General features: G+C 68.2%; 27 protein-coding genes. 14 read left to right on the top strand and 13 right to left on the bottom strand.

Features of this window, described 5'->3' with window-relative positions:
* The first annotated feature begins 24 nt into the window (after positions 1-24).
* From H7F38_RS20995 to H7F38_RS20985, 3 genes are read left to right on the top strand one after another with little or no spacing between them, the layout of a single operon-like run.
* The gene (locus tag H7F38_RS20995) at positions 25-828 is read left to right on the top strand and encodes a glucose 1-dehydrogenase (RefSeq protein WP_187091610.1); all 804 of its coding nucleotides are present in this window, start codon (positions 25-27) and stop codon (positions 826-828) included.
* Entirely contained in the window at positions 825-2,435 is a 1,611-nt protein-coding gene (locus H7F38_RS20990; RefSeq protein ID WP_187091609.1) for an amidohydrolase family protein, read from the top strand. The genes H7F38_RS20995 and H7F38_RS20990 overlap by 4 nt, the downstream gene beginning before the upstream one ends.
* Positions 2,436-2,447: 12 nt before the next feature.
* The gene (locus H7F38_RS20985; RefSeq protein WP_187091608.1) at positions 2,448-3,428 is read left to right on the top strand and encodes a beta-propeller fold lactonase family protein; all 981 of its coding nucleotides are present in this window, start codon (positions 2,448-2,450) and stop codon (positions 3,426-3,428) included.
* Positions 3,429-3,460: 32 nt separating this feature from the next.
* Here the strand turns inward: H7F38_RS20985 and prfB are convergent, their stop codons facing one another.
* Together prfB and H7F38_RS20975 are read right to left on the bottom strand one after the other, a co-directional pair.
* Positions 3,461-4,522 carry a peptide chain release factor 2 gene (gene prfB / locus H7F38_RS20980; RefSeq protein ID WP_370531396.1) on the bottom strand — a complete coding sequence of 354 codons (1,062 nt, stop codon included), beginning with the start codon at positions 4,520-4,522 and terminating at the stop codon, positions 3,461-3,463.
* A gap of 370 nt (positions 4,523-4,892) precedes the next feature.
* On the bottom strand, positions 4,893-5,603 hold the full coding sequence (locus H7F38_RS20975) for a bifunctional 2-polyprenyl-6-hydroxyphenol methylase/3-demethylubiquinol 3-O-methyltransferase UbiG (protein WP_187091606.1): 711 nt from the start codon (positions 5,601-5,603) through the stop codon (positions 4,893-4,895).
* Between the two features lie 230 nt (positions 5,604-5,833).
* Between H7F38_RS20975 and H7F38_RS20970 the strand changes: the two genes are divergently transcribed.
* The 5 genes from H7F38_RS20970 (at position 5,834) to H7F38_RS20950 (ending at position 8,556) form a co-directional block, all read left to right on the top strand.
* Positions 5,834-6,247 carry a VOC family protein gene (locus H7F38_RS20970; protein WP_187091605.1) on the top strand — a complete coding sequence of 138 codons (414 nt, stop codon included), beginning with the start codon at positions 5,834-5,836 and terminating at the stop codon, positions 6,245-6,247.
* A gap of 484 nt (positions 6,248-6,731) precedes the next feature.
* Positions 6,732-7,625 carry a hypothetical protein gene (locus H7F38_RS20965; protein WP_187091604.1) on the top strand — a complete coding sequence of 298 codons (894 nt, stop codon included), beginning with the start codon at positions 6,732-6,734 and terminating at the stop codon, positions 7,623-7,625.
* A 207-nt stretch (positions 7,626-7,832) separates the two neighbouring features.
* Positions 7,833-8,033, top strand: a complete 201-nt coding sequence (locus H7F38_RS20960) for a hypothetical protein (protein ID WP_187091603.1) — start codon at positions 7,833-7,835, stop codon at positions 8,031-8,033.
* The gene (locus H7F38_RS20955; RefSeq protein WP_187091602.1) at positions 8,030-8,383 is read left to right on the top strand and encodes a type II toxin-antitoxin system PemK/MazF family toxin; all 354 of its coding nucleotides are present in this window, start codon (positions 8,030-8,032) and stop codon (positions 8,381-8,383) included. Before H7F38_RS20960 ends, H7F38_RS20955 begins: the two co-directional genes overlap by 4 nt.
* Positions 8,384-8,415: 32 nt before the next feature.
* Positions 8,416-8,556, top strand: coding sequence for a hypothetical protein (locus H7F38_RS20950; protein WP_187091601.1), 141 nt, complete (start codon positions 8,416-8,418; stop codon positions 8,554-8,556).
* Between the two features lie 94 nt (positions 8,557-8,650).
* On the opposite strand, the gene H7F38_RS20945 is transcribed toward H7F38_RS20950, so the two are convergent.
* Both H7F38_RS20945 and H7F38_RS20940 read right to left on the bottom strand, forming a co-directional pair.
* A complete protein-coding gene (locus H7F38_RS20945) occupies positions 8,651-9,274 on the bottom strand; it encodes a phosphatase PAP2 family protein (protein WP_187091600.1) in 624 nt (207 codons plus the stop codon).
* A 185-nt stretch (positions 9,275-9,459) separates the two neighbouring features.
* Positions 9,460-9,891, bottom strand: coding sequence for a hypothetical protein (locus H7F38_RS20940; protein WP_187091599.1), 432 nt, complete (start codon positions 9,889-9,891; stop codon positions 9,460-9,462).
* A 323-nt stretch (positions 9,892-10,214) separates the two neighbouring features.
* On the opposite strand from H7F38_RS20940, the gene H7F38_RS25705 reads away from it, so the two are divergent.
* Positions 10,215-13,001 carry a C40 family peptidase gene (locus H7F38_RS25705; RefSeq protein ID WP_255498097.1) on the top strand — a complete coding sequence of 929 codons (2,787 nt, stop codon included), beginning with the start codon at positions 10,215-10,217 and terminating at the stop codon, positions 12,999-13,001.
* A gap of 203 nt (positions 13,002-13,204) precedes the next feature.
* Positions 13,205-13,810, top strand: coding sequence for a DUF1684 domain-containing protein (locus H7F38_RS20930; protein ID WP_187091598.1), 606 nt, complete (start codon positions 13,205-13,207; stop codon positions 13,808-13,810).
* A 35-nt stretch (positions 13,811-13,845) separates the two neighbouring features.
* Here the strand turns inward: H7F38_RS20930 and H7F38_RS20925 are convergent, their stop codons facing one another.
* The 9 genes from H7F38_RS20925 to H7F38_RS20885 form a co-directional block, all read right to left on the bottom strand.
* Positions 13,846-14,373, bottom strand: a complete 528-nt coding sequence (locus tag H7F38_RS20925; RefSeq protein ID WP_187091597.1) for an ester cyclase — start codon at positions 14,371-14,373, stop codon at positions 13,846-13,848.
* 260 nt (positions 14,374-14,633) lie between these two features.
* Positions 14,634-15,047: a Tad domain-containing protein gene (locus H7F38_RS20920; protein WP_187091596.1), complete on the bottom strand. Its 414-nt coding sequence runs from the start codon at positions 15,045-15,047 to the stop codon at positions 14,634-14,636.
* The gene (locus H7F38_RS20915) at positions 15,044-15,637 is read right to left on the bottom strand and encodes a hypothetical protein (protein WP_187091595.1); all 594 of its coding nucleotides are present in this window, start codon (positions 15,635-15,637) and stop codon (positions 15,044-15,046) included. The genes H7F38_RS20920 and H7F38_RS20915 overlap by 4 nt, the downstream gene beginning before the upstream one ends.
* The gene (locus tag H7F38_RS20910) at positions 15,634-15,972 is read right to left on the bottom strand and encodes a TadE/TadG family type IV pilus assembly protein (RefSeq protein WP_187091594.1); all 339 of its coding nucleotides are present in this window, start codon (positions 15,970-15,972) and stop codon (positions 15,634-15,636) included. The genes H7F38_RS20915 and H7F38_RS20910 overlap by 4 nt, the downstream gene beginning before the upstream one ends.
* 62 nt (positions 15,973-16,034) lie before the next feature.
* Entirely contained in the window at positions 16,035-16,277 is a 243-nt protein-coding gene (locus tag H7F38_RS20905) for a hypothetical protein (RefSeq protein WP_222618232.1), read from the bottom strand.
* 48 nt (positions 16,278-16,325) lie between these two features.
* On the bottom strand, positions 16,326-17,261 hold the full coding sequence (locus H7F38_RS20900; RefSeq protein ID WP_187091593.1) for a type II secretion system F family protein: 936 nt from the start codon (positions 17,259-17,261) through the stop codon (positions 16,326-16,328).
* Positions 17,258-18,112: a type II secretion system F family protein gene (locus tag H7F38_RS20895; RefSeq protein ID WP_187091592.1), complete on the bottom strand. Its 855-nt coding sequence runs from the start codon at positions 18,110-18,112 to the stop codon at positions 17,258-17,260. Before H7F38_RS20895 ends, H7F38_RS20900 begins: the two co-directional genes overlap by 4 nt.
* Before the next feature lie 236 nt (positions 18,113-18,348).
* A complete protein-coding gene (locus tag H7F38_RS20890) occupies positions 18,349-20,115 on the bottom strand; it encodes an MFS transporter (RefSeq protein ID WP_187094861.1) in 1,767 nt (588 codons plus the stop codon).
* Positions 20,116-20,326: 211 nt separating this feature from the next.
* Positions 20,327-21,316 carry a ketopantoate reductase family protein gene (locus H7F38_RS20885; RefSeq protein ID WP_187091591.1) on the bottom strand — a complete coding sequence of 330 codons (990 nt, stop codon included), beginning with the start codon at positions 21,314-21,316 and terminating at the stop codon, positions 20,327-20,329.
* A 133-nt stretch (positions 21,317-21,449) separates the two neighbouring features.
* Between H7F38_RS20885 and ddaH the strand changes: the two genes are divergently transcribed.
* Genes ddaH through dhaM form a run of 4 tightly spaced genes read left to right on the top strand, consistent with a single transcriptional unit; the run spans position 21,450 to position 26,410 of the window.
* On the top strand, positions 21,450-22,250 hold the full coding sequence (gene ddaH / locus H7F38_RS20880; protein ID WP_187091590.1) for a dimethylargininase: 801 nt from the start codon (positions 21,450-21,452) through the stop codon (positions 22,248-22,250).
* A gap of 60 nt (positions 22,251-22,310) precedes the next feature.
* Entirely contained in the window at positions 22,311-23,312 is a 1,002-nt protein-coding gene (gene dhaK, locus H7F38_RS20875) for a dihydroxyacetone kinase subunit DhaK (protein WP_187091589.1), read from the top strand.
* Between the two features lie 6 nt (positions 23,313-23,318).
* On the top strand, positions 23,319-23,972 hold the full coding sequence (dhaL, locus tag H7F38_RS20870; RefSeq protein ID WP_187091588.1) for a dihydroxyacetone kinase subunit DhaL: 654 nt from the start codon (positions 23,319-23,321) through the stop codon (positions 23,970-23,972).
* Positions 23,972-26,410: a dihydroxyacetone kinase phosphoryl donor subunit DhaM gene (dhaM, locus tag H7F38_RS20865; RefSeq protein WP_187091587.1), complete on the top strand. Its 2,439-nt coding sequence runs from the start codon at positions 23,972-23,974 to the stop codon at positions 26,408-26,410. The genes dhaL and dhaM overlap by 1 nt, the downstream gene beginning before the upstream one ends.
* The last annotated feature ends 29 nt before the right edge of the window (positions 26,411-26,439 follow it).

Below are 26,439 nucleotides of genomic sequence, written 5' to 3'. Positions count from 1 at the left end.
CCTTCCACCCAGGAGCCGCCGCCGATGACAGACCGGGTCGTACTGGTGACCGGCGCAGGCTCGGGGATCGGCGCGGTGATCGCAGCGCAGGCCGCAGCGCTGGGTGACCGCGTGGTCGTCACGGATGTCGATGCCGCAGCCGCGACGAGGATCTCGGCGCAACTGCCGCGGTCGGTGGCGATGACGCTCGATGTCACCTCGGGTGAGCAGGTGCGGGCCGTCGTCGCCCGCATCGCGCGGGAGGTCGGTCCCGTCCAGGTGTTGGTCAACAACGCCGGGGTGGCCTCGGACGTGCCGTTCGGGAGGTTGCCGGAGGAGTTGTGGCACCGGGACATCGCCGTCAGCCTCGACGGTGCGTACCACACCATCTCGGCGGTGCTCCCCGGGATGATCGCTGCCGGTGGTGGCGCGATCGTCAACGTGGCATCGGTCAACGGGCTGACCTATCTGGGCAACGAGGCCTACAGCGCCGCGAAGGCCGGCTTGATCAGTCTCACCAAGAGCATCGCCGTTCGCTACGGCGACCGCGGTATCCGTTGCAACGCAGTGGCTCCGGGCACCATCGCCACGCCGATCTGGCAGCAGCGCATGGAGGCGGACCCGATGGTGATGCAGCGGGCGGCCCGGTGGTACCCGCTCGGCCGCGTCGGACGCCCCGAGGATGTCGCGGCCGCGGTGCTGTTCCTGGCCGGCGACGGAGCATCCTGGATCACCGGCGTCACCCTCCCGGTCGACGGGGGACTGCTCGCCGGACGACTGGCGATGGCCGACGAGATCGTCTCCTCGGCCGAGTCTTTCGAGCCGGGACCGCAGGACGAGGACCGATGACGCGGACCGTTCTTCGCGGGGGTGTCGTCGCAGACGGGTCCGGCACGCCGGCCGGCCCGGCCGACGTGGCCATCGTCGGCGGGCGCATCGCCGCAGTGGGCGACGTCGTCCGGGAGGTCGGCGATGTGGAGGTGGACTGCACCTCGCGGATGGTGCTACCGGGTCTCATCGATGCGCATTCCCATGCCGATGCAGCAGTTTTCGACCCCGAGGTGGCCCTGGCCCTGCTGCGCCAGGGAGTCACCACCGTCATCGCCGGCCAGGACGGGGTGTCCTTCGCCCCGGGCGACGGGACCTACGCCAGCGAGTATCTCGCCGCACTGAACGGGCCGCACCCCACCTATCGCGGGGGCGGTGTCTCCGGGTTGCTGGCCGGCTACGACGGCCGGATTCCGGTGAACGTCGGTTATCTCGTGCCACACGGCACCGTCCGGCACGAAGTGATGGGCGACGCCGACCGGCCGCCGAGCGACGACGAACTGCGCCGGATGCAGGTGCTGGTCGCGGCCGGTCTCTCGGAAGGCGCACTGGGCCTGTCCACCGGGCTCGACTACGCGCCGGGGTATTTCGCCGACACCGCGGAACTGATCGCGATGGCGGCGCAGGTGGCTGGTGTCGGCGCACTCTACGTCTCGCACCTGCGGGGCGGATACGAGGACAACATCGGCGCCGGCGTGGCCGAGATCAGCGAGATCGCCCTTGCTACCGGTGTTTCGGTGCACGTCTCGCACCTGCACGCCCCCTGGGAGTTGATCGGGGCTTCGGTGCGCGGGGCCGCCGCCGCGGGAGTCGACCTGAGCTTCGACGCCTACCCATACCGCCGGGGATGCTCGTTGTTGGCCATGCCCATGGTGCCCCCCTGGTTGCTACGACTCGGGTCCGCGGAAGCCGCCAAGCAGCTGGCCGATCCACGGATCAGGGCCAGGGTGATCCGGGAGTGGTTGCCGGTCATGGTGTCCCGACCGGACATGGGGGAGCGATGGGCCGACGGAATCACCATCGCGGGCGTCGCGGCACTGCACGACCGGTGGACGCAGGGCCGGACGGTGGCCGATGCTGCTGCCGCGGTCGGCGTGGACGCCGCCGAATTCGGTCTACGTCTGATCGCCGACTCGCGGCTCGCGGTGAGCGCAGTGCTCCGCGTCCCGCAGCAGCGGCCGATCGAGGAGTTGGCCCAGATCTTCCGGCACCCAGCACATCTCGGTTCCAGCGACGGCATCTACGTCGGTGGCCACCCGCATCCGAGAGGGTGGGGAACGTTCGGCCGGTTCCTGGGGCGGCATGTCCGGGAACGCGGCGACTGGTCCTGGGCGCAGGCTGCGGTGCACCTGGCCGGCCGAACGGCGGCCCGGCACGGACTGGCCGACCGCGGACGGATCGCGGCCGGATGCGTGGCCGATGTGGTGGTGCTCGACCCGACGACGGTCGCCGACCGAGCCGACTACGAGCATCCGCGGCAACCGGCCGTCGGGATCGACGACGTGTTCGTGAACGGCGTCGCGGTGCTGGACCACGGCCGCCAGACGGGATCCCTGCCGGGAAAGGGTTTGCGGCGCAGCGCCTCCGTCCGCAGGATGAACGACTTCGTGCCGCAGCGCAACCAATAGGAGGATCCGACGATGATCTACGTGGCCGGCTCGGGACGCGGGGCGCGACCCGGCGGGATTTCGATCCTCGATGATCAACTGGATCCCGTGGGGGACGCGATCGCGGTGGAAGAACTGCTGTATCTGGCCACCGATCCGACCGGCCGGTTCCTCTACGGCGTGTCCGGAGTAGCGACCGGCCGGGCGCACGCCTGGCAGATCAGCGGGAGCGCACTCCTACCGCTGGGCAGCCCGGTGCCGACCGGCGGCGGCGAACCGTGCCATCTGGTCGTCGACCCCACCGGGCGCCGGCTGCTGGTGGCGAACTACGGGGGCGCGGCGGGCGGCTCGGTGGCGCTGCTGCCCATCCTGCCGGATGGGTCCCTCGGTCCGGCCACCGTTCTCGCCCGCCTGACGCAGCCGGGGCCCGACCGGGAGCGACAAGGCGAGTCGCACATCCACCAGGTCGTCCTGGGCGCTGACGGCGAGGTGCTGGTGGTGGATCTCGGTGCCGATCAGGTCGTCAGCTACCTACTCGTCGACGGTGGGCTGACCGAACCCGTGGTCAGCAGTGCACCGCCGGGTTCCGGGCCGCGCCATCTCGTGCTGCTCCCCGGCGGCGTTGCGGTGTCCGGGGAACTGGGATCCAGTCTGCTGTGGGCCGATCGCCGGGGTCGCTCCTTCGTGGGTTGGCGGAGCACTCCTTCGACGACCGGTCGGGTCCGCTCCGGCGACCGGAACTACCCGAGCGATCTCAGGCTCTCCGCGGACGGCGATCTTCTGTACCTGGCCAATCGAGGGGTTGATTCGGTCGCGCTGCTCGATTCGTCCACCGGCCATCTGGTGACCGAGATCCCCTGCGGTGCATGGCCCCGGCACTTGGCCCCGGGCGGGGATCGGCTCTTCGTCTGCAGCACCAGCGCCGATGAGGTCGGGGTGATCGATCTGCGCGGGCGCCGCGTCTCCAGGGTGCTGGACGTGGCGGCACCGATGTGTGTCGAGCTCGGCCGCTAGCTGTTCGGCCCGGACGGAAAGAGCCGCGCTCGTCAGTTGGCGTCGGGGTCGGCCGAACGACGCCAGCGGATGCCGGCCTCGAGGAATCCGTCGATGTCGCCGTCGAATACCGCAGAGGGGTTGCCGACCTCGAAGTTCGTCCGTAGATCCTTCACCATCTGATAGGGATGCAGGACGTACGAACGCATCTGGTTGCCCCAGGAGTTGCCTCCGTCGCCACGGAGCACGTCCATCGCCGCCTTCTCCTGCTCCTTGCGGCGCACCAGCAGCTTCGCACCGAGGACGGCCATCGCCGACGCCCGGTTCTGGATCTGCGAGCGCTCGTTCTGGCAGGACACTACGATGCCGCTCGGGAGGTGGGTGATCCGGACAGCGGAGTCCGTCGTGTTGACGCCCTGGCCGCCCGGTCCCGACGAGCGGTACACGTCGACTCGAATTTCCTTCTCGTCGATGTCGATGTGGTCACTGGTCTCCAGGACGGGGATCACCTCGACACCGGCGAACGACGTCTGTCGGCGCCCCTGGTTGTCGAACGGCGAGATCCGGACCAGGCGGTGCGTGCCTTGTTCGACCGACAACGTCCCGTAGGCGTAGGGGCTCTTGACCTGGAACGTCGCCGACTTGATGCCTGCCTCTTCGGCGTAGGACGTGTCGTACACCTCGGTCGCATACCCGTGGCGTTCCGACCACCGCAGGTACATCCGCATCAGCATCTCGGCGAAGTCGGCCGCATCCACCCCGCCGGCCTCGGACCGGATGGTGATCAGCGCCTCCCGGATGTCGTATTCGCCGGAGAGCAGCGTCCGAACCTCCATGGTCTCCACCTCAGCATGCGCCGCGATGAGTTCGGCCTGCGCCTCCACCATCGTCTCGGGGTCGTCCTCGGCCAACTCGAAGAGCACGTTCAGGTCGTCGAGCCGCTGGCGGAGCGCCTGCACCTTCTTGAGCTCGGACTGGGCGTGCGAGAGCTTGCTGGTGACCTGCTGGGCCTTCTCCTGGTCGTTCCACAGATCAGGCGCACTGGCCTGGTCGGACAGGGTTTCGATGGTCGCTCTGAGCCGTTCGATGTCCAGCACGGCCTCGATGCTGGTCATGGTGGCTTCGAGGGCCTTGAGTTCTGCGGATTCGTCGGCATTCACAACTGCCCAGCCTACCTGGGGGTCGGCCCGGGGACGGCATTGCCGAAATGCCGTCCGACGTCGATCGGCAGCATGCGATCGATCCCCCCGCCGCTCGGGCGATGACGAGGCCAGTCCAACCCCAGCCGCTCCTGGTGATGACCGTCGTCCTGGTCGACGACGAAATCGCCGCCCCGCCGCCGACGATGCCGACGGAGGGGTGACGAGGTCGGGCAAGGGCGCGCCCGAAGGCCGTCCGCCGACCAGTGCACCGTACGGGCGGGCTCTCCGGCCGACCTTCTGATCGGGAGGAGCCACTCTGTGACGTCGGGGCCGTTCGCTTCGATCAGCAGCGGATGGAGGCGAGCAGGCCGACCGATGGAAGCTTGCCGCCGGCGATGAGGGCTTCCTCTCTGTCGCGCATGGTGTTGAGCGCGTGGCCGGCCTGCGCAATTGGCACCGTCCACGTGCCGCCGCGCCCGTCGACGAGTCGCCAGAGGATGCTCGTGTCCGACATGGTCAGGTTGACGCCGACGCGGCCGAGGGCATCGAGCATCGCCGCGCGGGTGTGGAGACTCCGATGGCCGGCGATCCAGGCGTCCAGCAATTTCCCCGATGGATGATCGGCGTCGAGCAGACCAGCGGTGACCAGTTCTGCCCGGTTGCCGTAGACGAAGGCGGCGGCAGCGTCATCCACTCGTTCCCATGCGAACTCCTCGATGATGATCTGTCCGTCGGGGGCGAGCAGTGTGGCGGCATGCGCCACAGTGTCGTGCAGGTTCTCGGCGTGGTGCAGGGACCGCGTAAACAGCACGACGTCGTACTCGCCTGCGACATCGTTGATGTCGGCTTGGATGACCCGCACGCCACGTCGTCCGGCCGATTCTGCCACTGCTGTATCGCGGTCGACGCCGGTGACGTCATACCCCGCAGTCGCCAGTGCGGCGGCGAGAGCGCCGTCACCGCAACCTACCTCGACGATTCGAGCTGGGGTGGCAGGAAGCAAGGGCACCAGCTGGGCGAGTGTGTGCGGCACAGCAATCGTTGACAGATCCACGTGGGCAGGCTAGTTCAAATGCAGGCCGGCAAACTCCCCGTACGGTGCACCACGGCCAGTTCAGGGCAACTTATCCGACCGGCCAGGTTGGACGACGTGCCGGTGATCTGCACGGATCTACTGGCAGCGGCGTGCTGGAGAGCGTGGCCACGCTCGGCGCCTTGTTTCGGCTATCGGACGGCTGTCTCTGGAGTACGCCGCCGGGCGTCGGCGCGTGAGAAGGTCGTCAGATGGCAACGCGCGCACCGGGCCTGGTGCCTGAGCTGTTGGTCAGTGACATCGATCGGAGTCTCGAGTTCTGGTGCTCGCTCTGCGGGTTCGAGGTTCGATACGCCCGGCCAGAGGAACGATTTGCCTACATCAGGCTCGGATCAGCTCACCTGATGCTGGAACAAGTTGGAATCGGTCGGAACTGGATCACTGGGCCGCTCGAACCGCCCCTGGGTCGCGGCATCAACTTCCAAATCACAGTGCCCGATGCTGACATGGTCGCTGCCGCGCTCGGCGCGGCCGGTGTCGCATTGTTTCTGCCGCCGGAGACCAAGCAGTACCAGGTAGGCGCGGACGTTGCCGCCGTGCGGCAATTCTTGGTGACTGACCCGGACGGTTACCTCGTGCGGTTTCAGTCTTCAGTAGACGGCTGAGCCATCAATATTTCCTGGCCACTCGGGCTCGCGCGCATGGGATCAACTCCGGATTCCGCACAAGCGGGTCGGCTTGCGGCATCCGGAACGCACTGGTCCAACCACCCCGTCAGCTGCGTCCACTCATCCGCCACCGGCGCCGGTCGCTTGCTGTAGAAGTCCATGTCCGGACGGTAGCCCTCACTGGAATAATCCGTGTTGACCGGACTTCGCGCCCGAATGGTCCTGCGACGTTCAGCGTCGCGTTGACGATCAGGTTTTGAGGCGGATCGAGTACCGCAGCGGTGTGTAGCAAGTCATGCAGCCGTGGCCAGGGCCGGCGTGATCACCTCCTGAAGGTGCAAGTGAACCGCTTTGCCCCCGGGTGTCCCCTTCCAGTCGAGCCTGACAGTAGCTCCGCGCCAAATCAGCGCTCAACGATCAGGGACAGGCCTCATCTACGCCAAGCTCCTGGTGGGCGTCGCCGTCCGGATAATGTGCTGGCATGAGTTTGGGTGCGGACGAGACCGACGACCGGAAGGCGTTGTTCGATGACCCGAAATCATCGGTCCGCGCATCACTGTGGATCGGCAGGCGAAACTGCTGGCTCGCCCTGGCCGCCCAACAATGGCTCATCGGCGCCGTGGTCCTGGCGCCCCGACCAGACAAGCCAATGCAGGTCTATGCATACGGAACCGAAAAGTCATGGCGCGGAGGGCTGACCGCCCGACATTTCTACGACCTGCGCACCTGGAGCTGGTCGATCAGCGAAGTGTTTGCCGAAGGAGTGTTCCCCGACGGCGTCGCCATCCGGCTCATCGACCCGATCACCCGCCGCACGGTGGCCAAGTCCCCACACCCTCCTCCGCCCTCAGCTGCGCCAGTCGCCACCACGAGCGTCGCCAGCCTTGACGAGGCTGTGGCCGTGCTCGGCTCGGTCAAATCCGCGCACGCCAGCTATGAACTGGACGCGCGCAAGTTGTTGGCGTACCCGGCGTTGATCGACCCGCAGGATCCGATCAGCGCGGCCTGGTACGGGGCGTTCTCCCAGGCATGCGCCCTGGAGCCCGAAGATCCCAAGCTGTGTCCACCGGATCACGCAGGTCGGTTCGTCGCGGCGGCGCTCGTCGCGGAGAAGGCGTGGGAGGCAGCGGAAGCGAATGCCCGCGCGGTCGCCCTTGACCATTTGGACGCAGAGCAACGCAACCGACTTCGTCGAGCCCGCCGAGCGCTGGACCTGGCCTTGGATCCAGGGACTCCGGCCGGCGAACGTGACGCCGCACTGGCCACTACCCTGGACCTGATCCGCGGCATCATCGTCCTGCCATCGGCCACGACCGACAAGCTGCGGCGGGCGATCGCCCACGGGCCGGGGCGGCCGCAACTTGCACCCGACTAGCCGGGCACCACCCACCAGGGGACCGCCTCGGGGCAGGTCTGATCCATCCAGAGGCAGCTACCCAGTCCCGACGCCGACCTCGCCGTTGGACCGTCGAGCTCCTCGGAGTTGGTAGTGGCTGGGTGCTGTGAGCAGCGGAATCCGTATTGGCTGATCTCGGACGCGCGATGTGTTCAACAACTGTCGAACAAGCGGTAATGTGGCGGCGTGCCTGCACCGATCGGTTTCCGGCCGACCCCAGATGACGAACGCATCCTCCGCGAGGCAGCGCGGCCCGGCGAGGGCACCTCGGACACGCTGCGCCGGGCCCTGCGGCTGCTGGATCACGAACGGTGGCTGGCACAGTTTCGCGCCGACGCAGAGGCGCTGAAGGACGAGGATGTCAACGCGGAGCTCGAAGCCTGGTGATCCGCGGGGCTGTCTACCGGATCGATCTCGGACGACCCCGCGGGCAGGAGCAACGCGGCAAACGTCTAGGGCTGGTCGTGTCCCCGTCGCATTCACCTCTTTCGGTTGCGACCGTCGTCCCCACTTCGACCTCGGCCGGCCCGTCGCTGCACCGCCCCGAGCTTGAAATTGCCGGCCGACCGACACGGCTGCTGATCGACCAGATCCGCTCCATCGACATCGCCTACATCGTGGGCGACCCGGTCGACTACCTGAGCCGAGAGGAACTTGCCGAGGTCGAGCTCGCGCTCGCCCACTACCTCGGTGTCCAGGACGCGGCCCCACCGCCGTCTTCCCGGAGCCCCTCCTGAGCCGCCATCGACCATCAGTCAGCTCTCAGAGGATGACGGCAGGCCATCCCGATCGGGGCAGCAGTCGGTCGTCCTTCTGGGAGCGGCCGGTCGTCGACGACGCCGAAGCAGACGAACTCTCCCGACTGCAACCCAGGGAAGTAGCTGCGTTGGAGGACGCCGTCGCGGCCTGACGCTCGCCGCGACGACCGCGAGGCGGTCGTCGACACCTCAGCCTGCCGATCCAGGAGGCCGCCATCGTCTGCAGAACTAGCGGTGATCCCGCAGTCAGCCACCGTGCCGGTCTACACGGTCGAGGTGGGGGTCGGTCGGCGATGCCACCGAGAGCTTCGTCGAAGCCGGAACCGCCGGGTGCCAGTTCGCGGGTGTCCAACGCTTCACCGCCAGGTGCCACGCCCACGCGGTCAGGGCGCCGAGCGCCCAACCGGCCAGCACGTCGCTGGGCCAATGAACGCCCAGGTACACCAGGGCAATGCCGACGCCCAGCACCGCGAACACCAAGAGGGCACCGAACAGTGCCCGAGCGCGCCGCGTCGACCACGAAGTTGCCATGAACAGGGCGACTGCGACAGCGGCGGTGACCGCGCCGTCGGTGGAGGGCATCGACAGCCCCCCGGCATGAACCAGGGCCACGTCCGTTGGCGGCCGCGGCCTGCCCACCGCAGACTTCACTACACCGGCAGCGATCAACGAAATGGTGGCCGCGCCGGCGACCGTTGCGATGACGGCCCAGCGGCGCCGGACCAGCAGGTAGCCGAGCACCGCCAGGGTGAGCACACCGAGCGCCGCGAGGTGGGTGCCGACGGCCATCACCGCCCGCGAGATCTGCGTTGCCCAGGCAGTTCGGTGCGAAGGCACCCAGTCCACTACCGACAGATCAATCCCGGACATCAGCGCAGCCTAACGGCGGCGGGAGGTGGCATGCTGCGCCGCAGGCCGACCGATCGCCGGGCGGCGATCCGGGACGGTCGCCCTGTGCGTCGTCCAGATTGCGGACTTCCTGGACGATCCAACGGCCCTGCCCGCCGGTCGGGCCGGCTCCCCACCGGAACCGGTGCGTGCGTTCCCGCCGCGAATCAGCCGTGGTCCGGACGGAAGATGAAGTGCAGCTCCGCGGTGCTGCGGTCGGCGCCGTCTATCCGCCGAGCCAGAAAACCGGATTCACCTTCGGTGTCGCCGGCTTCCATCTCCAGCACCGCATAGCTGACGATCCTCTCGAACCGGCGTTGCACGTTGAACCGTCCCGCTCCGGTGTATTCACCCCGGCAGGGGTTCTGCTGCTCGGATCCCGGGGTCGCGTCTGCGCCGCTGGACTCGAACACCGTGCCTCCGGGGAGGAATCGCAAGCGCAGTTCGGTCGGACCGGGACCGAGTGCCGAGACCTCGTAGGAGCCGTCGTGTCTTGGTTGGAACCAGGTCGGCTCCGGCGCTTCGGCCTCGGTGCTGTCGTCGGTGGCTGCCTTCTTCTCCCCACCACGAATGGACCGCAGCGCGTCCCGGATCCCCATGCGACCTCGATTCCTTCCACCTGCTACCGACCCTGAGGTGCCGCGAGCCACCCACGATGGGGCCTGGACGGCGACCAACGAAATCTACCGCTGTCAACGAAGCGCGGCGCCGACGACGATGCGCGCCCTGATCGTGTTCGAAATCGTCGTTTCGTGCGGGTCGCGATGCCAAGTCTGTGAGGGTGAAGGCCATTCGGGCACGATCGAGTGATTCACGTGGTGCGGAACACATCCAAGACCTAAGCTGCAGACAAGCCATTTGGAGCAATGATTTTGCCCCGGCTGGGATCATCGCCGTGCTATTGCAGAGAATTCGAGCTGAAGTGGGAGTGACACCGATTCTTCCGCGGACCGATGCGGGCCGCGAGGTTCACCGCGGCCCCGTCCGGCGCGGTCGGCGGCGGGCCAGGAGCAGGGCCGGCGTCTCGTGGGCCAGGGCCGGTGTAATCGGGGTGGTCTGTGCGGTCTTCCTCGCCTTCGCCACGAATCCGTCCGAGGCCACGAATCCCGTGTCCACCGCGGCGAGCACGCCGACCGCGACGGCGTGCGTCCCCGTCACCATGCCGACCCCGCCCGTCACCCCTCCCGGCGCGACGGCCGGCGGAACCTTCAGCGGCGTGCGGCTCGACTCACTACAGGTCGGCACCGCATCGACGATCGTCACCGTCGGGCACAAGATGGGGATCGGCCGCCGTGGGATCCGGATCGCGCTGGCGGTCGCCATGCAGGAATCCTCGCTCGATCCAGCCGCCACCCACGGCCAGTACATCGGACTGTTCCAGCAGTTGTCCGATCCGTCGTCGGGGCTCTACGTGCAGTACGACCGGCTGGACGCGGTCGGCGCCACCACGATGTTCTTCCAGCAACTCGTCAAGCGGGTTCCCGGTTACCAGGACGACGGTCGGCTGGACTGGCAGATCGGTGAGGTCATCCAGGAGACCAACGTCGGTCGTAACGTCGAGCAGTGGTCCGGCCTGTCCGAGGCGCTCACCGCGAAGTTGTACGCACCGCCGCCGGCTGCAATGGCCGCTCTGGTCGCCCCGGCAGCCCCATCGCTCCAGCCCGTCCCGAAAGCTGTTCCGAACGGCGCGAACCGGTATGCAACGGCGATCCGTCCGGCCATGATGCCCGCCCTGCGACGCTCCGGAGGGGCCTTCGTCGACACCGCCGGCCTCATGACGGTCAGGCCTGTCGGCGACGTCATCCCGGTACCCGGCGGTCCTCTGGTTGCGTCCTCCGACGTCGCTCTGGGCGGTACGGCTCCCGCGTCCGGCGCAGCCTCCTCGACTGCGCCGTCATCGCCGGTCACCACCAACGTCACGGCCCCCGCCTCCGCGACGACCACATCGCCGACCACGACGACCTCACCGACTTCCGCCCCGCCGAGCCAGCCGTCCGCGACGACCACGCCGGCGCCGCCCACCACGTCACCAGCGACCCCCGCGTCACCGGCCACCACGGCGTCACCGGCGACCACGGCGTCACCGGCGACCACTGCGTCACCGGCGACCACTGCGACACCGGCGACCACTGCCCCGAGGTCGACCACCGCAGCGCCGAGCTCGACCGCCCCGCGCAAGACCACCACCCCGTCGCGGACGACCACCCCGACCGGCCCGACCACTAGTGCAGCGAAGCCGACACCGGTACCGAAACCCAAGCCGAAACCGGTGCCGGTCGACATCGCGGTCAACCCGGACCCGCCGGCCGCTCCCGTGCCGACCGGTACGGCTGATCCGTCGGTGAGGTCGGACCCGACGACACCCGCGGTGGTCGACCCCGGTCAGACCCCCTCCCCGTCCGGCACCCCGGCACCGATCGACTGCAGTCCGTCAACGGGCGGGCGGTCCACCGCGTTCGATCCCGGGATGATCATCTCGGACGCGGTCTTCTACAACACGAGATCGATGACGGCCGCGAACATCCGGACATTCGTCAACAGCAAGGGCGCCGGCTGCAACGTCGCCGCGTGCCTGAAGTCGTTGAGGGTCACCACGCCCGACGAGCCCTCGGACAAGTACTGCGCCGCCTACCCGGGAGGTATCGCCGAGGATGTGGCCACCATCCTGCAGAAGCTCTCCGTGGCGTGCGGCATCAACCCCCAGGTGATGCTGGTGACGCTGCAGAAGGAGTCGGCGCTGCTCACGCGGACCGACGTCACGATGACTACCTACGACGCGGCCTACGGCTGGCACTGCCCGGACAGCGGCCCCGGCGGCTCCGCGAACTGCGACCCGCAGTACGCCGGATTCTTCAACCAGGCGTACGGGATGGCCAAGCAGTGGGCCAGGTATCGGATCGACCCCGGCAACTACAACTTCCACGCTGGTCAGACCACCACCATTGCCTGGAACGTCGCGCCCAGCGGCTGTGGTGGGTCCACCGTGCTGATCCGCAACACCGCCACCGCATCGCTCTACGACTACACGCCCTATCAGCCCAACGCGGCGGCCCTGGCTGCCTACCCCGGTGTCGGTGACCGGTGCAGCACCTACGGCAACCGCAACTTCTTCTTCCTGTTCCAGAAGTACTTCGGTACCACCGGCGGCGGCGTCGTCCAGAGCGTGTACGTCAACGGCGTCAACGTGACCATCCCGGCCGGCCCGAATGTGGCTCCAGGTGCTGCCGGCGCGGTGATCAAGGCTCCGACCGCCGCGGTGGCCAAGGGTCTGGCGGCCGGACTTGCCTCGGTCGGATTGCCGTACGTGTGGGGCGGCGGGACGAACGGCGGGCCTGCCGACCAGGGATGTGCCCGAGCGGGCGGGGCGGAGAATTCCTGCCAGGGAATCGTCGGGTTCGACTGCTCGGGATTGACCGGCTACGTGTTGTCGCAGTCCGGTGTACAGATCCCCGACTACTCCGGAGCGCAGCGGGCCGCGGGCCGGCCCGTGCCCTGGAGCCAGGGTCGGCCGGGCGACATCATCGGCTACCAGGGCCATGTGGCGGTCTACCTCGGCGTCATCAACGGCGTCCCGTACCTGCTGGAAGCTCCTGACGTCGGAATGTTCGTGCAGATCAGGCCGGTGTACTACGCGAACGCGGGCGTTCCGGTCGACAGCGTCCTCCACCGCTACTGGGGCGGACTCCGCCCCCCTCGGCCCCCGGATTGAGCGTCTTTGGCGTGGATCAACGTCCTTGGCGTGGCCCAACGTCCTTGGCGTGGATCAACTTCGCAGGCATGGCGGAAGTTGATGACTCCTGTCACTCCAGTCCCAAATTCGCCAAGTTGATCCATGCAGCACGCCTTCTCGCCGGTCGTGGCAAGCTGGGGGGTCGGCGCTGGAAATCAACGAATCGGTCAGGAGATCTCCCGGTGTACCTCGAACTGGTCGACTGGCGGCGAGCGATGGCCCAGCTTTATGCGGAGGTTCGCGCGAACCCATCTCCCGAGGACGGCCACGCCTCGTGGAAGGCCGGCCGGGACGAGCTCTTCCTCCATCACCCGCAGAGCCCTCTCGAGGATGGAGATCCACTGCGGGACAACGGATTACCCTACTGGCCCTACGAGCCTGCGCTGCGCTTCACCTCGCCGCTGAGACCCCCCGGCGAGCCACGCACCATGACGGTGCCCTCCGGTGAGGGTGACATCCGGATGTCGTTGGCCGGTCAAGTGCACCTGCCGGGACCCATCGACGCCGACGTCGACGTCTGGTGGCTCGACCAATACGCGGGGGGCCTGTTCCTGCCCCTGCGCGACGGCACCGCGGGCAGGGGCAGCTACGGCGGCGGGCGGTATCTGCTCGACAGTGCCAAGAGCGCCGAGTTGGGAGTCGAGGGCTCGGAGCTGGTGTTGGACCTGAATTTCCTCTATCACCCGTCCTGTCGCTACAGCCCGCGATGGTCATGCCCGTTGGCGCCGGCCGGGAACCGCGTCGCGTACGAGATCCAGGCGGGCGAAAGCATGACGCCGGTCGCTTGACGGGCGTGTGTGGGTTCGGGCCCGGAAGACCGTAGCTATCCGTGGGCTGGAGGGCCGCTCCCACGTCGATGACGCAGCATGCGTGGTATTGCCGACCGCATCTGTCGGAGCAGCGCCCCGATGCGAGGAGGCGTGACGACGCCCAACTGGAGCATGGCGGAAAGGTCATCGCGATTGGCCCAATGCTCGGCGAGCTGGCCTTCTACTACCCGGAACCAGTGGCTCTGGGCGTAATCGAATCGCTTGCCGCTGGCCGGCAAGAACCCGTTCAGACGACCGAGGTTTGTACCGCGTGCGCGCACCCGCACGACGACGAGATCACCGTCTGCGACGATGGCCTCGATCTCGTACATGAGATCCGGGAACTGAGAAATCAGCCAGTGCACGGTCCCGCGCATCGCTGCGGGCCCGGATACACGACCGGGCGCCTGCGTCTGGAAAGGAGCAGCTCCGTTCTCGACAAAATCCGTTGCCATCAGTTCGTCGCAGGCCGCCGCGTCTCTCTGGTTCCAGATTTCTTCGAAGTGCCTCCGTACAAGAGTGACGTTTTCTTGCTGTGACATCAATCCTCCCGCGATTCCAGCACGAGCCGTAACGGGCTCAGTATGAGCCTGCCGGCAGGCGAAGGTCCGGCTTTTGTTGGACGACAGGGAATCAGAACTTTTGGGCGGGGTCGACACGCACTTGATCTACCGATGGCCGTCTGATCGCTCGGATGGAGACTTGACCCGTGCAACCTTCCAGTTCGGGTGATCGAGCCGAAGACCCGGCCCCAGTGCGGGTGGGCCGCGGGTGTACCCGGCGGAGGGGTAGCGCTCGGCGGTCAGGTTCTGCTGTAGGCGGTGCGGGCGGTGGCGGTGACGGTGCGGTGCAGGGTGGGGGAGCCGAAGAGGGCGCCGAAGGCGATCGGCACGGTGTCGCTGCAGGTGAGGGTGAGGGTGGTGCCGACGAGGTTTGCGGTGGTGTCGGCGGTGGATCTGCGGACGGCGAGGTAGCCGTTGACGGCGTTGATGACGGTCTGGTCGTTGGCGGGGTTGTCGGTGAGGGTGCCGGCTGCGGTGGAGGCCGCGCCATCGCACAGGTGTTGCAGTCGTTGTCCGGCCAGGAACGCCGATCCGGCGGCGGTGATTCCGGCGCCGAGGACGAGGAGGCAGACCATCATCCCCAGCACCAGGGGGGTGATGGAGCCTTCGTCGCGTGGGCGATTCGTCGGGGTGGGTGGGTCTGTGGTGTTCATCCGCCCTCGCGGAGGTCGCCGATGTGGACGGTGTAGCTGCCGGTGACGGTGTTGTTGGAGCCGGTGATGACGGTGGGAACGCCGGGGAGGCTGACGATCGCCGTGACGCAGATGTCGTAGACGGCACCGCCGGTCAGCGTGGGGATGACGGAATGCTCTGCGCTGCAGTTGGTCCCGGCGGCTACGAACGTCAGGGTGATCCGGTCGGCGGGGACGTTTTGGTCTGCGAGGTCGATGGTGGCGATCTGCCGCGCCGTGGCGATGCCCTCGTCGATGTTGGCGGCGCCGTCGATGGCGCGTCCGGCGTCGCGGGCGGCCTGGGTGACGCCGAAGGTCGTGGCCTGCAGTCGGAGTAGGCCGATCATGAGGTAGACGACGGGGATGAGCATCAGGACGGCGAGGAAGATGACCTCGATCAGGGCGCGCCCACCGTCTCGGTCTCGGTCGTGCTCGTGCTCGTGCTCGTGCTCGTGCTCGTGAAGCGTGTCGTGCTGTTCGGGGAATTCGCCGTGGCTGGATTGGACGGGGCCGAACCATCGGTCGTGAAGAGCAGGAAGTGCACGCAGCGCGTGTCGGATGTGCGAAGTCATCTGGCGACTTCTTTGACGGAGTGGCCGGTGACGGTGATGTCGGGCATGACGCCGTCCAGGAGGCTGATGATGCCGGGGGTGCGCATGGTGCAGGTGACCTGGACGAGTTGTCCCTCGGTCGCCGATCGGCACTGCAGGCTGGCGCTGGTGGAGGCGGCGATGCTGCCGTCCAGTAGGGTGGCGACCCGTTCCGCGGCTGCGGTGTCGGGGATGTCGGCGTTGGCGATGTACCGGGCCGCGTCGGCCGAGGCCGAGGTGAGCAACGTGCGGGAATAGGCCCAGAATCCGACCGAGACCAGGGCCAGGAAGAGCATCAGGAGCAGGACGAGGACCATCGCGAATTCGGCGACAGAATTCCCGCAGTCCTGGTCCTCCGGGGTCGAGCCCTGGGGCGGCCCTACTTCTTCCCGGATCCGGAGACCGAGTCGAAGGCGTTCTTGACGGCGGTGGTGACTTCGTTCTGGAACACGGTCAGCAGGGCGATCACCACGATGGCGGTCATGACGGTGATCATCACCCAGCCGGGGACGTCCCCCCGGTCGTCGTCGGTGTCGGTCCGACCGGCCGCGGGAAGACGGTCGGTCAGCGTCAGGATCGTGGTGGCAATCCACAGGTGTAGGGCGGTCATCTTGTGCTGCATCGGTGTCTCCTGGTGTGGGTGGTGGTCTTGAGGTCGGTGGTATTGAATTCATTGGGCGACGGCGCTGATCGCGATCAATCCCGGGTAGAGCGCAAAAAGAATGGTGATGGGCAATACCAGGAACACCACGGGGACCATCATGGCTATTTCCTTCTTGCCACCGGATTCCAGGAGTTGGCGTTTGCCGAGGGCGCGGACGTCCGCGGCCTGGGCGCGTAGGACGTCGGCCAGCGGTGTTCCGCGTTCGATGGCCACGGCCATGCCGTCCAGGAATCGGGAGAGCGGTTCGAGTCTGGTGCGGTCCCGCAGGCTGGTCAGGGCGACCAGAAGTGGTGTCCCGGAACGAGTGTCGGCGAGGATCCCGGCCAGTTGGTCGACCAGATGACCCTGGGCCAGGCGGGAGATCCGTTCGATGGCGCCGACCGGTCCTTCGCCGGCGGTGACGGCCAGCGCCAGCATCTCGGCGACCACGGGGAACTCGGTGAGGATGTCGGCGTCGCGCCTGGCCACCGTCTGACTGAGCCACCAGTCGCGGGCCAGCACTCCGCTGATCGAGCAGATCACGATCAGCAGGACCAGCGTGAGCGGGTTGGTCTGGCCGAATACGACGGACAGCAGACCGATGCTGAATCCCGCGGCGGTGGCCAGCGCTCCCCACAGCACCTGGTCGGCGCGGAACTGCTCGACGGTCATGGGTGAGTCCAGCGAGGCCAGCCGCCGGCGGACCGAGGCCTGGCCCCCGACGATGCGATCGAGGATCTTGACGGCGTCCCGCAGCAGAGGAGCACCCAACTTCCCCATGGCGGTCCCTGTCCCGGTGCCGGGACGGACCAGCAGTCGGGATTCGTTGGCGGTATCGGTCAGGTAGGGCGAGATCCGGTCGGCCAGGGTCATCCGGCGCATCGGAGGTGAGGCCAACACGGCCAGGACGAGACCGACCGCAGCCAGGCCGCCGAGAATCGCGCCGATGAGGGTCAAGTTCATCGCAGCACCCGCTTGTCTTCCGGGAGCCGGCCGATGCGGATCATCAGGCGGTAGGCGATCAACGACAGCACCGCTCCGATGACCAGGATGAGTGTGCCGGTGGGGGTGTCGTAGGCGGTCAGGGTCTCCTGCTGGGTGGCCAGGAGGACGAGTACCAGCCATGGGGCGCACACCGCCATCCGAGCTGCGTTGACCGACCACGACTGTCGGGCGATGAGTTCGGACCTGGTCCGGGCGTCGTCCCGCAGGAAGGAGGACAAGGTGGTGAGCAGGCGACCGAGATCGGTACCGCCGACCTCCCGGGCGACGCGCATGGATTCGCACACGCGGTCGCCCACGGGGTCGGCCAGTGCGACCTTGAGCCGATCCAGGCTCTCGTTGAACCGGCCGGTCGTGCGGTAGTCGGTACCGAAGTGACGGAAGGGCTCGCGGAGTGGTTCGGGGCCGCGGATACCGATGGCGGACAACGCCTCCGGCAGGGACAGGCCGGCCCGGACACCGGAGGTCAGGTTGTCGACGACCTCGGGCCACAGTTCGCGGAGATCGGACTGCCGTCGGTGCCGCAGCCTGGTGACCAGCAGGCGGGGAACGGCGCTAGCGAACACGGCGAAGATCACCGACACCGAGAGGGACCTGGTCAGGATCAGCCCGACCAGGGCGACCAGCACCGCGGACAGCACCTGGAGCCCGATCAATTCGTGCGGGGTGATTCCGGTGAGCCCGGCCTGGGCCAGTTCCTCCCGCATCCGGTTCAGCCTGGCGTGGGTGCGGACCTTCTTCGGGGCAGGGGTGAATCCCTGCCAGACCAGCAGGACGCCGATACCCAGCATCAACCCCACAAAAGCCCCCACGACGCCCTCCCCGGGAGTCGCACCTCAACTACCCTCTTGTGCAACATAGCTAAAGGAATGGTCAAGAGGAATATGTGGTCCACATTATCGACGCACGGTGACCGCGTGCTGCGATTTTGTCACGATATGTCGGGACTTCTGGGGATAGGCGCCGATCAGCCGCCATCCGGATCTGGTCGCCGTGTGCTCGGTGGTCCGATGGGCGTGCGGTGATCTGACGCCCCGAGCATCGGGCGTCAGGCCCTCGTCGTTCCTTTGGAGGCCAGTGCCTTCTCGTATTCGGTGTCGGCTTCGGGGGTGTTCGGGTAGTCGACCGCGGCACCCTCGCGGGCGAGGGCCTCCAGGGTGCTCTCGTGGTGCGGGCGGTCCGGGTCCTCGCCCTGATCGCCGTTCACGAAATGCTTGCCCCGCAGGGCCGACGCCACGATCGCGATCAGCAGCAGGATGATGGAGGCGCTGAAGGCCACCACCAGCCCGTGGTGGAACGCGTCCGAGATCAGGTGCGGGAAGAAGGACTGTCCGGTCAGGGTGGCCACGTCGGCGCCGTTGCCCGGCCGCAGCTGCGACGGGTCCACCGAGCCCATCAGCTGAGTGATCGGGTTGTCGCCGAGGAAGGCGGCGAACAGGGTGCCGACGGGCGGCGTCTGGGAGATCGTTTGCGCCGCATCGGAGTTGACGCCAAGGGCCGTCAGGCCGGCGTACATGGAACTCGGCAGCCGGCTGGCCAACCCGATCGCCATCAGCGTGAAGAAGCCGCCCATCGACAGGACCATGCCGGCGTTCATCCCGGTCGCCCGGACACCGGAGGCGGCACCGCGCTGCGAGGAGGGCACCGAGTTCATGATGGCAGCGGCGTTCGGGGCCGCGAGCAGGCCGGAGCCGATGCCGTTGAGCGCCAGGAGGGCGGCGAACATGACGTAGTTGAAGTCGGCCGGGATCATCATCAGCCCGACGAACGTCAGGGTCGTCAGGATCAGGCCGCCGGTGGCGAAAGCCCTCGCACCGAAGCGGTCGGACAGGGCGCCGGAGACCGGACCGGCGATCAGGAACCCGATGGTCAGCGGCAGCATGTAGATGCCGGCCCACAACGGCGCGTCGGCGAAGGCGTAGCCGTGCAGCGGGAGCCAGATGCCCTGGAGCCAGATGATCAGGATGAACTGCAACCCGCCGCGCGCCATGGCCGAGGCGAAGTTGACGATGTTGCCGGCGGTGAAGGCACGGATCTTGAACAGCTTCAGGTTGATCATCGGGTCGTGGACCTTGTTCTCGATGATCACGAAGACGACCAGCAGGGCGATCCCGAGGATCATCCCGGTCAGCACCATCGGGCTGCTCCAGCCCATGTTGTGCTTTCCGTAGGGCTGCAGACCGTAGGTGATGGCGACCAGGACGCCGATCAGGCCCAGCCCGAAGGTGATGTTGCCCCACCAGTCGATGCGCTGGTGGACCTTGGTGCTGCGCGGCTTGTCGTGCAGCCTGCGGTACCCGGTCCAGGTGCCCCAGATACCGATCGGGACGCTCACCCAGAAGACGGCGCGCCAGTTCCATTCCGACAGCAGACCACCGATCACCAGGCCGAAGAACGACCCGGCCAGACCGGCGACCTGGTTGACGCCGAGCGCGAACCCGCGCCGGTCCGAGGGGAAGGCGTCGGTGATGATCGCAGTCGAATTCGCCGTCAGCATCGCCCCGCCGATGCCCTGCAGGACGCGGAGCGAAATCAGTTCCAGGGCGCCGGTCGACCCGGTGTTGGGCACCAGGGCGCAGGCGATCGACCCGACGGTGAAGATCGCGAACCCGAGGTTGAAGAGCTTCGCGCGGCCGTACTGGTCCCCGAGCCGGCCGAAGGTGACCACCAGCACGGCGGTGACGAGCATGTAACCCATCAGCATCCACAGCAGATAGCTGATGTTCTCCGGTGCCAGCGGATTGAGCCCGAGACCGGCGAAGATGGCCGGTAGCGAGATCAGCAGGATCGACGAATTGAGCATGGCGGCGAGCATGCCGACGGTGGTCACGCTCAGTGCGACGCGTCGCGCGTGGGCGACGGCATGGTCCTGCGTTGCGGTGGCGGTCACAGACTCCCTCTCGGTCGTTACTGATGCTAACGACAGCTGTCGGGTTTGTCCCACCCTCCCATTGTGAAAGGCCTCACCGTTGGTGAAAGGCCTCACCGTCACGCGCCAGCGCGCGGGCACCGCTGACCGGTCGCAGTTACTCGATCAACGCGAGAAGCTCCGGGACCGTCATCGATCCCGGGCGCACGCCACGGCGCGCGAAATCGTCGGCGACCCGGCACAGCGTCGCGTTCACCGGGGTCGGCACCGCGTGCAGCCTGCCGAGAAGAACCACCTCGCCGGCGAGGTAGTCGGCCTCCACCCGGCCGGTGCCGCGGGTCAGGCTCTGCCAGGTGGAACCGCCACCTCGCGGCTGTCCGGGGATCTCGCGGGTGATCAGCCGGGTCCGCGCTCCGGCGTCCTCGTCCGGTCCGGCGTGATCGATACCGGCCGCAGCCAGCACCGCCAGCCCCTCGGCCCGTGCGCGCGACACCAGATCCGTCGCGGCCCCGGACTCGACCGGACCGGTGATCGCCTCGACGGCATTGCCCAGGTTGGCCAGCAGCTTGGTGTACTTCCAGCGCATCACCGCCTCGGTGGGCCGGCCGCCGATCCCGGCGGCCTCCAGATCGGCGCAGACCGCGTCCACGAGCAGGTCCGAACCGTTCGGGTAACGCCCGACCGTCAACACCCCGATCAAAGGGTCACCAACGGCGGCGATCTCGCCCGGAGCAAGGTAGGTGGCCGGCAGCATCACGGTGACGCCGTAGACCCTGGCGAAACGACGCAGTGCGATCCGCTCGCCCTCGACACCGTTCTGGGCGCAGAACAACGGAAGGTCGGTGTCCGCGGTGCCACCGCCGTTGACCGGCACGGGACCCCAGGTCTCGAGCGCGGCGATGCTGTCCTGCACCTTCACGCCCAGGACGAGGACGTCGTCCGGGGTCAGCGTCAGCTCGTCCGGCCCGGCGACGACCGGGATGTGCAGGTGCTCAGTCCCTCTCGGCGTGCGAAAGGTGAGACCGCCGGCGGCGATCGCATCGTGGTGGGCTCCACGTGCGACCAGCACCACGTCTCGGCCGGCGGCGAAGAGCGCCGCACCGATGGAGCCTCCGACGGCCCCCGCGCCGATCACGATGTATCTCATCGGACCACCGTGCCACACCGCCCGGCGCGCGATCCCGCGGCCAGGGGCATCGCGGACCGAACGGGACGCGGCATCGGGACTAGGGTCATCCCGACGAAACAACTCGCGCCGCGCGACCTCCTGGAGTGAAGCCATGCAGTTCGAAGACGCGCCGGAGCCGGCGCGGCGCGCACTGGTCCGCCGTCCGTCCCCGCTGCTGGCCGACGGGTTGGTCACCCACATCGAGCGCTCGCCGATCGACCTCGAGCTGGCGGGCCGGCAGTGGCAGGGTTACGTCGACGCGCTGACCGGCAGCGGCTGGCAGACGGTCGAGGTGTCACCCGCGCCGGACTGCCCGGACTCGGTGTTCGTCGAGGACACCGTGGTGATGTTCGACGGATCGGCGGTGATCACCAATCCTGGCGCAGATGCCCGCAAGCCGGAGACCGACGGGACGGCGAAGGTACTGGGCGATCTGGGCTACCCGGTGCACCGGATGACGCAGGGTTCGCTCGACGGCGGAGACGTCCTGAAGGTCGGCAGGGTGGTCTACGTCGGGCGCGGTGGCCGGACCGACGCCGCCGGTATCGCCGAGTTCCGTTCGATCCTGGAGCCGTTGGGCGCCACGGTGATCGCGGTTCCGCTGACGAAGGTCCTGCACCTCAAGTCGGCGGTGACGGCGCTGCCGGACGGCACGGTCATCGGTTACCCGCCGCTGGTCGACGACCCGGGGTTCTTCCCGCACTTCCGGCCGATGCCGGAGGAGGCGGGTGCACACGTCGTCGACCTCGGTCGTGGCCACCTGCTGATGGCCTCGTCGGCTCCACGCTCGGCCGAGATGATCGCCGATCTGGGCTACACGCCCGTCCTGGTCGACATCACCCAGTTCGAGAAGATGGAGGGCTGCGTCACCTGTCTTTCGGTACGGCTGCGACATCAGCCGTCGATGGGCTGAGAACTGCCAGGCACCAACACTTTTCCCGACCGACCCGCACATCCCACGAAGGAGTGAGAGATGAAGAAGATCATCAATGATCCATCGACGGTGGTGGACGAGGCGCTGGACGGTGCCGCCGCCGCGCACGCCGATCTGCTGACGCTGCACCGCAATCCGACCTTCGTGACGCGGGCCGACGGTCCGATCGCCGGGAAGGTGGCGCTGGTGTCCGGCGGTGGCAGCGGGCACGAACCCCTGCACGTCGGCTACGTCGGCGCCGGCATGCTCGATGCGGCGGTGCCCGGGGCGATGTTCACCTCACCTACCCCCGATCAGATCCTCGACGCCACCAAGGCGGTCGACGGGGGCGCCGGGGTCCTGCACATCGTCAAGAACTACACCGGTGACGTGCTGAACTTCGAGATGGCGGCCGAACTTGCAGCGGCGGAGGGCTTGTCGGTGGCCTCCGTCGTGGTCGACGACGACGTGGCCGTCAAGGACTCGACGTGGACCGCCGGCCGCCGGGGAGTCGGTGGCACGGTCCTGGTGGAGAAGATCGCCGGAGCGGCGGCGGCGCGCGGTGACGACCTGGCCTCGGTGACGGCGATCGCGCAGCGCGTCATCGCGCAGGTCCGGTCGATGGGCATGGCCCTGCGGGCCTGCACGGTCCCGCACTCGGGCGAGCCGTCGTTCACCCTGGCCGAGGACGAGATGGAGATCGGCATCGGCATCCACGGCGAGCCGGGACGGGAGACGCGCAAGCTGGCCCCGGCGGACGAGATCGTGGCGATCCTGCTGGACGCCGTGATCGCGGACCTGCCGTTCGTCTCCGCCGACCGGACCCTGCTGTTCGTCAACGGCATGGGGGGCACACCGGAGGTCGAGCTCTACCTCGCCTACAATTCGGCTCGAAAGTACCTGGCCGGCAAAGGTATCGAGGTGGAGCGGTCGCTGGTCGGCAACTACATCACCGCGTTGGAGATGCAAGGAATGTCCATCACCCTGCTCAAGCTCGACGACGAGTTCGTCGAATTGTGGGACGCGCCGGTACACACCGTCGCCCTTCGAAGAGGACTGTGAACCAATATGGGGTACGACGCAGAGTCGTCCGTCGCGGCCATCCGGGCGCTGGGTGCCGAGATCGCCCGCCGCCGCAGTGAACTGACCCATCTCGATCAGGAGATCGGTGACGGCGACCACGGCGAGAACCTGGCGCGTGGATTCTCCGCGGTCCTGACGAAGCTCCGGACCGTCGAGCCGCAGACTCCGGCCGAGGTGATGTCGCTGGTGGCCAGCACGCTGATCTCAACCGTCGGCGGCGCCTCCGGTCCGTTGTTCGGGACCGCCTTCCTCCGCGCGTCCACGGTGCTCGGCAAGGCGACCCAGCTGGACGGCGCCCTGGTGGCGGCGGCCCTGGTGGCGGCCCGCGACGGCGTCGTGGGCCGCGGAAAGGCCGAGCTCGGCGACAAGACCATGGTGGACGCGCTCAGCCCGGCCGCCGATGCGGCCACCGCTGCGGCACAGGCCGGATCCGATGTGGCCGGGGTCCTGGCGGCCGCTGCCGACGCGGCGGCGGTCGGCGCCGCGGCGACCACGCCTCTGCAGGCCCGCAAAGGCCGCGCCTCCTACCTCGGGGAACGGTCGATCGGCCACCTCGATCCGGGGGCGCAGAGCACTGCCTACGTGCTGGCGTCGCTCGCCGCCAGCGCCGCCGGTCACCCTGCGCCGGCGGAGGGCTGATGACGGTCGGGCTGATTCTGGTCTCCCACAGCGCCGATCTGGCCCGGGGAACTGCGGAACTGGCTCGGCAGATGGCGCCGTCGGTGGTGATCGCGGCGGCCGGTGGGACCGACGAAGGCGGAATCGGGACGTCCTTCGATCTCATCAACGACGCCATCGGTACGGCTGACACCGGTGACGGAGCCGTGCTGCTCTACGACCTCGGCAGCGCGGTGTTGACCGCCGAGACCGCGCTGGAATTCCTGGATCCCGATGCGGCACGACGGATCCGGATCGTCGACGCCCCGCTGGTGGAAGGTGCGGTCGCGGCCGCCGTCACGGCCCAGGGCGGCGCCGGCCTGGACGCCGTGGCCTCCTCGGCGTCGACGGCCGGGCTGCCGGCCGGTGATGCGTTCGCGAGTCCTCCGACGGTGGCAGCGGTGGAGGAGACGATTGCTGACGATCACCGCCACGAGTCCGTCCGGGCCACCGTCTCGGTCGTCAACCCGCTCGGCCTGCATGCCCGCCCGGTGGCGGCGTTGATCAGATCCCTGGTGGGACTGGACGTCCTGGTCACTCTCGGCCGACCGGATGCGCCGGCGGTCGACCTGCGTGCCGTACTGCGCGTGGTCGCCCTCGCCCTCCGCGGCGGCGACCAGGTCGAGGTGGTCGCCACCGGCCACGACGCCGCCGCGGCGGCGGCCAAGGTCACCGCTCTGATCACCGGTGGTTTCGGTGAGACGCCGGATCTGCCGCGACGGATCGCGCCGGCCGCGATGGGTGCCGCCCCGGCCAGGATGGGCAACGCGCCCACCGGATTTCGATCGATCTCCCATCCGGCGCCGGCGATCGTCGACGCGGTACTGGCCGCCGTACCGGGTGCGCCGGGCCTGGCCATCGGCCCTCTGGTGCGGCTCGATCGGGCGCCACGGCAACTTGCCGGCGCGGCCTCGCCGCGTGGCGCCGACCTCGATGCCGGGCGGGAGGGTGCCCGTCTCGATCTGGCGATCGCTTCGGCGGCGGGGCGGCTGTTGGCCGGCAACCAGTTCGAGGTCGCTCATGCGGTGCTGCTCGCCGATCCGGAACTGCGGGCTGCGGCCCAACCGGCGATCTCGAACGGGTCCTCCGATGCGGCCGCGGCCTGGTGGGATGCGGTGGGGCTGACGGCAGATCGACTCGCCGGCGACCCGGACGAGCTGGTCGCCTCGCGGGCCGTCGACGTCCGTGAGGCCGGGGCGGCAGTGCTTGCCGAACTGGGTGTCGTCGTGGATCGCATCCCAGCAAAGCTGGACGGCGCGGTGGTGTTCGCCGACGATCTGGGGCCGGGCGAGGTACCGGTGCTGCTCGAGCGCGGCGCCGTCGGCGTGGTGCTGTCGCGGAGTTCGACCACGGCGCACGCGGTGATCGTCGCGCGCGGGCTCGGTCTGCCGATGATCCTGCGGGCCGGTGACGAGATCGGACGGCTCGCCGCGGGGACGGAACTGGTGCTGGACGGGGACTCCGGGACGGTGACCGTCTCGCCCGATCACCGGACGGCCGAGGCGATCCGGGGACGCATCATCGACCTGGCCCGGGCTGCGCAACTGCGGACCGAGGCGGCCAGGGGACCGGTCTACGCCCCCGACGGGCGTCAGATCATGGTGGTGGCGAACATCGGTTCGCTGGCCGATGCGAAGGCCGCGGTCGAGTCGGGCGCGGACGGGGTCGGTCTGCTGCGCACCGAACTGCTGGTCCTGGACCGGGAGAACTATCCGGACGAGGACACCCAGATCGCTGATCTGACGGCGATCTTCGAGGTGCTCCAGGACCGGCCGATCGTGGTGCGCGTGCTGGACGCGGGCGGTGACAAGCCGGTCACCGCATTGGATCTCGATCCGGTGCACAACGGATTTCTCGGCGTGCGGGGGTTGCGCTACCTCCTGGCGCACCCTGACGTCCTGCAGGTGCAGCTGCGTGCGATCTTCCGCGCCGCGGTCGGTCACCACGTCTCGGTGATGGCGCCGATGGTGTCGGTGGCCTCCGAGGTGCTGGCCTTCCGCGAAGCGGTGCGCGCCGCCCTGGAATCGCTGGTGGCCGACGGTCTGCCCCACCGGCCCCCGGACCAGATCGGCGTGATGATCGAGGTACCCGCAGCGGCGCTGGCGGCCGACGAGATCTGTGCCGTCTGCGATTTCGTATCGATCGGCTCCAACGACCTGACGAGCTACACGATGGCCGCGGACCGGACCGAGACCGGCGTGGCGGACCTGCTGGACCCCTCGTCCACAGCGGTCCAGCGACTGTTGGACCAGCTCTGCAGGTTTGCGGTCGCCTCCGGGACGCCGGTCGCCGTGTGCGGCGAGATCGCCGGCATGACCGAGCATGTGCTCGGTCTCGTCGCTCGCGGTGTGCACGAACTCTCGGTCGCGCCGGTCCGTGTCCCGATCATCAAGGAACTCCTGCGCGAACATGCGCGGTAGGTGGGCCGATCGTCCCTGTTCCGGGCGGG

Source organism: Nakamurella sp. PAMC28650 (assembly GCF_014303395.1).
Classification (GTDB): domain Bacteria; phylum Actinomycetota; class Actinomycetes; order Mycobacteriales; family Nakamurellaceae; genus Nakamurella.
Note: the sequence above shows the minus strand (reverse complement) of the source record. Positions and strands in the feature narration are given on the sequence as shown.

Coding starts and splice junctions, on each gene's coding strand:
- H7F38_RS20905 (WP_222618232.1), bottom strand. CDS start 16,277: ATGCAGCACAAGATGACCGCCCTACACCTGTGGATTGCCACCACGATC.
- prfB (WP_370531396.1), bottom strand. CDS start 4,522: ATGACCAGCATCGAGGCCGTGCTGGACATCGAACGGCTCAGAGCGACC.
- H7F38_RS20940 (WP_187091599.1), bottom strand. CDS start 9,891: ATGGGGATCCGGGACGCGCTGCGGTCCATTCGTGGTGGGGAGAAGAAG.
- H7F38_RS20915 (WP_187091595.1), bottom strand. CDS start 15,637: ATGACTTCGCACATCCGACACGCGCTGCGTGCACTTCCTGCTCTTCAC.
- H7F38_RS20900 (WP_187091593.1), bottom strand. CDS start 17,261: ATGAACTTGACCCTCATCGGCGCGATTCTCGGCGGCCTGGCTGCGGTC.
- H7F38_RS20965 (WP_187091604.1), top strand. CDS start 6,732: ATGAGTTTGGGTGCGGACGAGACCGACGACCGGAAGGCGTTGTTCGAT.
- H7F38_RS20920 (WP_187091596.1), bottom strand. CDS start 15,047: ATGAACACCACAGACCCACCCACCCCGACGAATCGCCCACGCGACGAA.
- H7F38_RS20945 (WP_187091600.1), bottom strand. CDS start 9,274: ATGTCCGGGATTGATCTGTCGGTAGTGGACTGGGTGCCTTCGCACCGA.
- H7F38_RS20890 (WP_187094861.1), bottom strand. CDS start 20,115: ATGCTCGCCGCCATGCTCAATTCGTCGATCCTGCTGATCTCGCTACCG.
- H7F38_RS20985 (WP_187091608.1), top strand. CDS start 2,448: ATGATCTACGTGGCCGGCTCGGGACGCGGGGCGCGACCCGGCGGGATT.
- H7F38_RS20970 (WP_187091605.1), top strand. CDS start 5,834: ATGGCAACGCGCGCACCGGGCCTGGTGCCTGAGCTGTTGGTCAGTGAC.
- H7F38_RS20885 (WP_187091591.1), bottom strand. CDS start 21,316: ATGAGATACATCGTGATCGGCGCGGGGGCCGTCGGAGGCTCCATCGGT.
- H7F38_RS20995 (WP_187091610.1), top strand. CDS start 25: ATGACAGACCGGGTCGTACTGGTGACCGGCGCAGGCTCGGGGATCGGC.
- ddaH (WP_187091590.1), top strand. CDS start 21,450: ATGCAGTTCGAAGACGCGCCGGAGCCGGCGCGGCGCGCACTGGTCCGC.
- H7F38_RS20925 (WP_187091597.1), bottom strand. CDS start 14,373: ATGTCACAGCAAGAAAACGTCACTCTTGTACGGAGGCACTTCGAAGAA.
- dhaL (WP_187091588.1), top strand. CDS start 23,319: ATGGGGTACGACGCAGAGTCGTCCGTCGCGGCCATCCGGGCGCTGGGT.
- H7F38_RS20990 (WP_187091609.1), top strand. CDS start 825: ATGACGCGGACCGTTCTTCGCGGGGGTGTCGTCGCAGACGGGTCCGGC.
- H7F38_RS20910 (WP_187091594.1), bottom strand. CDS start 15,972: ATGGTCCTCGTCCTGCTCCTGATGCTCTTCCTGGCCCTGGTCTCGGTC.
- dhaM (WP_187091587.1), top strand. CDS start 23,972: ATGACGGTCGGGCTGATTCTGGTCTCCCACAGCGCCGATCTGGCCCGG.
- dhaK (WP_187091589.1), top strand. CDS start 22,311: ATGAAGAAGATCATCAATGATCCATCGACGGTGGTGGACGAGGCGCTG.
- H7F38_RS20950 (WP_187091601.1), top strand. CDS start 8,416: ATGACGGCAGGCCATCCCGATCGGGGCAGCAGTCGGTCGTCCTTCTGG.